The organism is Butyrivibrio sp. INlla16, from assembly GCF_900104155.1.
GTDB lineage: Bacteria > Bacillota > Clostridia > Lachnospirales > Lachnospiraceae > Butyrivibrio.
In genome coordinates this window covers 1-8,073 of the sequence record NZ_FMYB01000090.1, presented here as the reverse complement: position 1 = coordinate 8,073, position 8,073 = coordinate 1, and the positions used below count along the sequence as shown (strand labels likewise).

Below are 8,073 nucleotides of genomic sequence, written 5' to 3'. Positions count from 1 at the left end.
TGCAGAGAGGGAGGACTGATATCATGGCAAGAACAAGTTTAGACGATAGAATCAAGAAACAGGAAGAGGCAGTATTTAAGGCAAAAGACAGATATGAAGCAGAGCTTAAAGAACTGGACAAGCTCATAACAAAGCGCAGGGAACTTGAGAGCAAGGAACTGGTGAAGGCTTTCGAGAAGAGTAAAAAGTCACTGAAAGAGATCATAGAATTCATGAATGGGGACGCTGATGAGAAGGATTAAAAATCATCAACCCTGCATTAAGAGATTTTTTGAGGGGATTTACCGGAAGTGACGACGAGAGTTAAAAAGATAGGAAGTTAACATTGAATGTGCATGATATTAAATCTTCTTTCAACAATATTAGAATAATTGCTAATAAGAAAAGTTGATTGTCCTGCTTGCGACCGATTGTCGTGTTTGCAAGCATTGTCAAAACCATCAGCGACAGATTGATTTAGTTTATATTATTTGCTAATAAAGCCTTTTTTCATTCCGCTTGTCTTGAGCCCGTTTTTGGTTAGTTGACATGCAATAATCTCACAAAATGGGTAACAGTTACACATACGGTGCACCGCATGTGTATTTAATAACATAAACTCGCATTATGTCAATAATACAGAAGAAGATCAGAAAAAAGTCCACTATATGACTATAGTTACGGATGCGGAATAAAAGACGGTGATTGCGAGGAGGAAAGCCATATGAATGTACGAGAAATAACACCAGAAGAATTATTTGACCTAGCAAAGAAGGCTGTTCATTATGCAGAAACGCATGACGAATTCATTGTAAGAGATTTGTTTAGGGAAATAGAGTGGAGACATATTCCTGAACAAATAAGAATGAGGGCGGGAGATTTGTTTGGTGATTATGCAGAGTCTGAAGAGGGGGCGGCTATTATTATAAAAATTAAAGGGAAGAATGCAAAAACAGAAAAATGGCAACAAAGATATAGAAAGTTGTAATACACTATATTTCAGTAATGTAATCCTCCCTATAGTTATGCGCATTCGCGCCCTCAGTGTTAGGGTAGTTGTCACTCCCCTCCCATAGTTGGTAAGATGATTACCAAAGGAACGGTGACAAGTATGAGCTTTAATAAGTATCCAAAAGAAATGAAAGAGGCTATTGTAGCCAGGTTACTGGAAGAGGATGTGATTGTTTCAGACATCCATAAGGAGACAGGGATAGGGATTAATACCCTGTACAGGTGGAGAGATGAAGCCCAGAACCAAAGGGGATTATCAGCGACTACCAAGTACAAGAATGCTGATAAATGGAGCAGCCAAGATAAATTTACGGTGGTTCTTGAGACAGCAAACCTGTCTGAAATAGAGTTCTCTGAGTACTGCAGAGAAAAAGGTATATATCCTGAACAGGTAAGGGAATGGAGAGATGCCTGCATAAATGCAAATAACGATGCAGTAGAACGAAGAGACAAGATTTCAAAGGAACTGAATGCTGAACGCAAGCAGAAAGAAAAACTTGAAAAGTAACTTGCAAGGAAAGAAAAAGCATTGGCAGAAGCTGCAGCACTGTTAGTACTAAGAAAAAAGCCGATGCGATTTGGGGGACGGAAGAAGAGGACTGATGATTAGCGCCTCAGATCGTAGACAAGCAGTAGAACTAATCTCTGAAGCAGTTGGTTCCGGAGCAGCGTTGTATAAGGCGTGTAACGAGCTTGGAATCAGTAAACGCACTTATAATCGTTGGAAGAATACAGACAACGACTATATAGATAAGCGCACTACCTGTGAGCGCCCTGAGCCCGTGAATAAACTGAGCCAGGAAGAAAGGCAGGAGATACTGGACATTATGAATTCTGAAGAGTTTGCGTCCATGGCGCCATGTGAAGTGGTACCGATACTAGCGGATAGAGGAATTTATCTTGGCAGTGAGTGCACGTTTTATAACGAACTTAGGGATGCAAAGCAGCTGGTCCACAGAGGGCGGGATCAGGCACCACAGAAATGACCAGTATCAACCCACAAAGCAACAGCACCTAATCAGGTGTGGATGTGGGATATAACATATCTAAACGGACCAATAAAAGGCAAATATTACTATCTGTATCTGTTTTCAGATCTGTTCAGCAGGAAGATTGTTGGTTGGGAAGTTTACGACCAAGAGTCAGCAGACCTTGCTAAAAAACTGATAAAACGCATCTACCATGAAGAAAAGATATTCATGAATAAGGAACCGCTGGTGCTTCATTCTGATAACGGAAGCCCAATGAATGGGGCAACAATGCTGGAGACACTCTATGCGCTTGGAATCACCCCCTTCAAGAAGCAGGCCGAGAGTCAGTAATGATAATCCTTATGCAGAGAGCCTTTTCAAGACACTGAAATATATGCCGAATTATCAGCCCAAAGGCTTTAATGACATCGTTGAGGCAAGGTTGTGGGTGAAACACTTTGTAGACTGGTATAACAACAAGTATCGTCACAGCGGAATAAATTACGTGACACCTGCAGAAAGACACGCTAGATTAGACAGAGATATACTTCAAAAGCGTATCGAAGTTTATGAGGCTGCAAGAGCAGCGCATCCAGAAAGGTGGACAAGAAACATCAGAAACTGGGAGTATAGCGATACAGAGTGGTTAAATCCGAGGCAAGAAAAAGAAACTAATAACGAGGCGCAAGCCTCATAGAATAAAAGGAAAGGAATAAGGGTGGGTGACAACTACCCAAAAAATTCCGTAAAAGGTTAAATGAAAAAGGAGTTACTTTACTAATAGCAGGATATCCTATATGTGAGATGGATACAACTCCATCTAAGGATGACTTTGATGCATTTGAGAATGAATTGAGGGAAAAATTGGATTGTGAAGTGATTTCACATTATCGAGATTATTTCTTTTCAAGTGATTTGTTTTATGATGGCCCGCTTCATATGAATGCTGAAGGAGCTAAAAAAGGACGGAAGTATTAGCAAGTGATTTTTTAAGATGGAGACAAAATCATTGAAGGTAGTTTATTTGTCTACGACTGTTTCAGATTCATCAGCATGTATATGATTACACAAGCTGATGATTAGTACAGAGTCAATCTATATAATATGTGGGCTAAAAAATTTGTATCGGGGATAATTTAGATCTTTGGATTAGATGGAATTTATCGAGGGACACTAGAGAATAATGAAAGTATTTACGGTATTTGGAACAAGACCAGAGGCAATAAAGATGTGCCCTCTGGTTTTGAAATTAAAAGAGAATAAAGATATTGATTGTGTTGTATGTCTTACCGGACAGCATAAAGAAATGCTAGCTCAGGTTATGGAAGCCTTTGGCGTAAAGGAAGATTATAACCTTGAGATAATGAAGGACAGGCAGACACTTACAACAATTACTACGTCTATTTTGGAGAAAATAGAATCGGTATTGAAGCAAGAGAAACCGGATATTGTGCTGGTGCATGGAGATACAACTACCTCTTATGCAGCTGCTCTTGCTGCATTTTATCAGCAGATTCCTGTGGGACATGTAGAAGCTGGCCTTCGTACTGGGGATATTTATTCGCCGTTTCCTGAGGAGATGAACAGGCTTTTGACGGATAGGATTAGTACATATTATTATGCTCCGACTAAGATGAATGCGGATAACCTTTTGAGAGAAGGCATATCTGATAATGTGTTTGTAACCGGGAATACAGTAATAGATGCATTTCAGTATACTGTTAAGGATGGGTATGTCTTTTCGGATGAGTCATTGAGAACAATGGATTTTGATAATAGCAGAGTAATTACTATTACTGCCCACAGAAGAGAAAATCTGGGGCAACCACTTCGGAATATATGCAGTGCGATTAAGAGGTTGGCGTTGGAATATAAGGATGTTAGATTTGTTTATCCGGTTCATTTAAATCCTGCAGTTCGTGATACAGTATTTGCAGTGTTATCAGATATTGATAATGTTAAACTTATTAATCCAATCGATGTGCTGGACATGCACAACCTGTTGGCCCGAAGCTGCATGATTATGACAGATTCCGGTGGGCTTCAGGAGGAAGCTCCACACTTTGGTAAGCCGGTACTTGTCCTTAGAACAGAGACGGAGAGGCCGGAGGCAGTTGAAGCAGGTACAGTGAAGGTAGTAGGAGTTGATGAAGATGTGATATTTCGAGAGGCCAAGTTGCTTTTGGAAGATGAGAATAGATATAATTTGATGGCTAAGGCTGTTAATCCCTATGGTGATGGTCATGCGAGTGAGAGAATTGTTGAGGCGATTATTAATATATAAAGTTTGGCTTAGGCATGATTTCTAAAAGTGTTTAAAATGATCGAGAAGTGAGCATGGCATGGAAATGAAGTATGTACCAAAAGGACTAATTATAAAAAATCGATAGTGTTTTGGAGAATGCAAATATGGATAGAAAAATTGCTGTAGCAGGGACGGGTTATGTTGGGCTTTCACTTGCTGTGTTATTAGCTCAGAATAATTATGTAACTGCTGTAGATGTTATTGATGAAAAGGTTAATCTGATAAACCACAGAAAATCACCAATCAAGGATGAGTATATCGAGAAATATCTTCTTGAGAATGAGCTAAAATTGTCAGCAACAACTGATGGTGATAAAGCATATAGTGAAGCAGAGTATATTATAATAGCTACTCCGACAAACTATGATAGTAAAAAGAATTATTTTGATACTACTGCGGTTGAGAGTGTTATTGAACAAGTGCTAAAGGTAAATAGTAATGCTGTTATGGTGATAAAAAGCACTATTCCTGTAGGCTATACAAATTCTGTTCGCGAGAAATATAACACAGATAAAATATTATTTTGCCCTGAATTTCTTCGCGAGTCAAAGGCGTTGTATGATAATCTATATCCTTCAAGAATTATTGTTGGAACGGATATGGCTGACAAAAAACTGTTAAAAGATGCTAGTGAATTTGCTGGACTATTGGCAGAGGGGGCTATAAAAAAAGATATAGATACTCTTTATATGGGATTCACTGAAGCAGAAGCAGTGAAGCTTTTTGCAAATACATATTTGGCGTTGAGAGTGTCATATTTTAATGAACTTGATACCTATGCAGAAATGAGAGGATTGGATACAAAATCTATAATTACGGGAGTTTGTCTGGATCCAAGGATAGGAGACCACTACAATAATCCTTCATTTGGCTACGGCGGGTATTGTTTGCCCAAAGATACAAAACAATTACTGGCTAATTATAATACTATTCCACAAGAGATTATGTCTGCTATAGTAGAATCTAATCGTACAAGAAAAGATTACATAGCAGACCGGGTGTTGGAACTTGCAGGAGCTTATGAAGCTAATGCATCTTGGGATAGGAGTAAAGAGAAGGAAGTAGTTGTTGGGGTATACAGACTTACAATGAAGAGTAATTCTGATAATTTCAGGCAGAGCTCGATTCAAGGCATTATGAAGCGGATAAAGGCGAAAGGAGCGAAGGTCATAGTTTATGAGCCTTCTTTGGATGATGGCGACACTTTCTTTGGAAGCCAAATAGTTAACGATTTAGAGAAATTCAAAAGTGTGAGTCAGAGTATTATTGCTAACAGATATGATTCTTGTCTGGATGATGTAAAGGATAAGGTTTATACAAGAGATATCTATTATAGAGATTAACCGTTAGGGATATTTGGAGGAATGGTTTCTATACTTTATTCAGTGTTTTGGGGATCGTATGGTTCTTGGGGGAGACTTTTGATTTGTATCATTCCTTTTGCCTTATGTGGAATTGCTATTGTTATTGATACCATAGTTAAAGCATTTATGTGTCTAGAGATATCGTTCAAAAATTCGGAACTGGTATAATATAGATTGTAATGAATATTTTAAATCTATTCTAAGGTGTTTGAGAACAAAAGCAGGGAAGTATTATTGTTAACAGGCATGACTCTTTCCTTGATAATGTAAAAGGCAAGTTTTAAAATAACAGCAAATGTAGAAAGGATATAGTTAATATGGGAAAAATAACAGTTGAAAAGAATGTAAATGGCATAGAGGGACTTTGTGTAATCACTCCCACAGTTTACGGAGATGACAGAGGATATTTTGTAGAGACATACAACCAGAACGATATGGAGGCAGAGGGATTATCTTATAACTTTGTTCAAGATAATCAATCAGCAAGTAAGAAGGGTGTGCTGAGAGGTTTGCATTTTCAGAAGAACTTCCCACAGGATAAATTAGTAAGAGTTATCGTTGGTGAAGTATATGACGTTGCAGTTGACTTAAGACCCGGCTCTGCGACATTCGGCAAGCATTACGGCATCTTGTTATCGGCACAGAATAAAAAGCAGTTCCTGGTACCGAAGGGATTTGCCCATGGATTTTTGGTTGTTAGTGATTATGCTGAGTTCTGCTATAAGGTTACAGATTTTTATCATCCGAATGATGAAGGTGGTCTTATGTATAATGATCCGGATATAGGGGTTGAATGGCCTATTCCGGAAGGGATGACAGAAGCAGATCTGATTTTGTCTGATAAGGATAAAGTTAACGCTAGTTTTGCAGATTATTGTAAAGAACACAATATGTGATTCGAGGAGGGAAAATGTATGAAAATCTATTTGAGACCGGTTACTGAGGAAGATGGGGCGCTTATAGTAAAGTGGAGAAATAACCCTATAGTAGCAAAGCATTGTTTTAATAGGAATCCTATTACTATAGAATCCAATAAAAAGTTTTACCATGAGATGGTGGAAACAGGACACTATAAGCAGTATATTGTTGAGAGAATAGAAGAGTTTACAGGTGTGGTTACATATCCTATCGCTACTGTTTATTTGAAGGATATAGACAGAACAAATAAGAGATGTGAGCTGTGTATTTTCACCAGAGATGATGAGGAGTGGAATACTGAAAGTCAGACTATTGCAATTAAGCAGCTTCTTAAGGTTTGTTTTGAAGAACTTGGTATGCATAAGGTGTATTCATATGTATTCACAAGATATGAGGATGAGAAGGAACTTCTTGAGAATGCCGGATTTAAAGAAGAAACTGTTTTGAAGGGTGAGGCAGTAGGTATAGACGGAAGCTATGATGATGCATATAGGATGTCTATATTTGAGGAAGAATATAAGGGAGAGTAATTGGTATATTTCGAATATTTATTTTGTTGATAACATATTTATATATTTGCCTTATAACAGGCACCTATGTGGTTCTTTCTAAGAAGAAATATGGGGACTGCGTTGTGTCTGCGATTATTGTAAGTACACTATTTCTTTATGCTTCGCAGATGATTTTTAAGACTTTTGTGCCGGGAGTGGTAGTTGATGTGTTTTTTGCATTATTGTTCCCGGCATATTTGATTGTGAAGAGGGATTTAAAAGAGATAAGAGACAGTTACTTTTCAACAGGTTTTTATGTGTTCCTGGGAATGTTCCTGCTTACTGTGATTGTGGATTACGGGTATTTTTTCTGGCACTGGGATGAATTGTCACACTGGGGAATGATGGTCAAGGAGATGTTCCGCACCGGCAGGTTTTATACGGAAGATGTGTGTGTCAAATCTTCGTGTGCATAAGGAATATCCGCCATTTATGGCGCTGTGGGAGATGCTTCTTTGTAAGATTACTTTCGGATATTCCGAGATGACGATTATGGCGGGAGTGCATTTGTTTGACTATGCACTGCTGTTTTCAGTGGTTTCGGAGTTTTTGGGAGAAATGCGAGGGGAATTAATTGGTGGCGGAAAGCGTTTTTTGAATGTAATTTCTGGGGTAGTTGCATGCGGTTTGTTCTGTGCTGTGACACTGACTTTTGTTCTTTCGGCTATGGAATATATTTTTACCGTTTACATGAGTTTTTATTCGGATAAAAATAAACCCTACTGAGTTGCTTGCCGAAAGCATTTCAGCAGGGCTTTGATTTTGAGTGGTAAAAGACTGGAAGTTAAGAATTTACAATAAGGGCAAGGAAGATGAACGACTCCTTGCATGGCGCGAACGCACTAATGTCATAGACAGGGAGATTGCACTCTGTGGATGCTTTGTACTTATCACATCAGAGTCCATGACAGCGGAAGAAGCAATAAACCTGTATAAGAGCAGGGATGTTTCCGAAAAACTGTTCCGCGGAGATA

8 protein-coding genes and 2 pseudogenes are annotated in these 8,073 nt (G+C 38.7%); all 10 read left to right on the top strand.

Annotation, left to right across the window (positions count from 1 at the left end):
• A partial coding sequence (locus BLR42_RS21265) for an ErpK protein (RefSeq protein WP_242879468.1) occupies window positions 1–242 on the top strand: 242 nt, incomplete at its 5' end.
• Between the two features lie 461 nt (window positions 243–703).
• Window positions 704–967, top strand: a complete 264-nt coding sequence (locus tag BLR42_RS21260) for a DUF1413 domain-containing protein (RefSeq protein WP_091873559.1) — start codon at window positions 704–706, stop codon at window positions 965–967.
• Between the two features lie 123 nt (window positions 968–1,090).
• A pseudogene (locus BLR42_RS23395) lies at window positions 1,091–2,658 on the top strand (IS3 family transposase).
• Window positions 2,659–3,144: 486 nt separating this feature from the next.
• On the top strand, window positions 3,145–4,245 hold the full coding sequence (gene wecB / locus BLR42_RS21250; RefSeq protein ID WP_091873557.1) for a non-hydrolyzing UDP-N-acetylglucosamine 2-epimerase: 1,101 nt from the start codon (window positions 3,145–3,147) through the stop codon (window positions 4,243–4,245).
• A gap of 125 nt (window positions 4,246–4,370) precedes the next feature.
• The gene (locus BLR42_RS21245; RefSeq protein WP_091873554.1) at window positions 4,371–5,609 is read left to right on the top strand and encodes a nucleotide sugar dehydrogenase; all 1,239 of its coding nucleotides are present in this window, start codon (window positions 4,371–4,373) and stop codon (window positions 5,607–5,609) included.
• A gap of 338 nt (window positions 5,610–5,947) precedes the next feature.
• Complete coding sequence (gene rfbC, locus BLR42_RS21240) at window positions 5,948–6,526, top strand: dTDP-4-dehydrorhamnose 3,5-epimerase (protein WP_091873551.1); 579 nt, start codon at window positions 5,948–5,950, stop codon at window positions 6,524–6,526.
• Between the two features lie 18 nt (window positions 6,527–6,544).
• Complete coding sequence (locus tag BLR42_RS21235; protein WP_091873548.1) at window positions 6,545–7,078, top strand: GNAT family N-acetyltransferase; 534 nt, start codon at window positions 6,545–6,547, stop codon at window positions 7,076–7,078.
• Between the two features lie 104 nt (window positions 7,079–7,182).
• Window positions 7,183–7,515, top strand: a complete 333-nt coding sequence (locus tag BLR42_RS21230) for a hypothetical protein (protein WP_207648594.1) — start codon at window positions 7,183–7,185, stop codon at window positions 7,513–7,515.
• Window positions 7,493–7,825, top strand: a complete 333-nt coding sequence (locus BLR42_RS21225; protein WP_139165240.1) for a hypothetical protein — start codon at window positions 7,493–7,495, stop codon at window positions 7,823–7,825. The genes BLR42_RS21230 and BLR42_RS21225 overlap by 23 nt, the downstream gene beginning before the upstream one ends.
• Before the next feature lie 40 nt (window positions 7,826–7,865).
• Window positions 7,866–8,073, top strand: a pseudogene (locus BLR42_RS21220) (transposase); the annotation flags it as partial.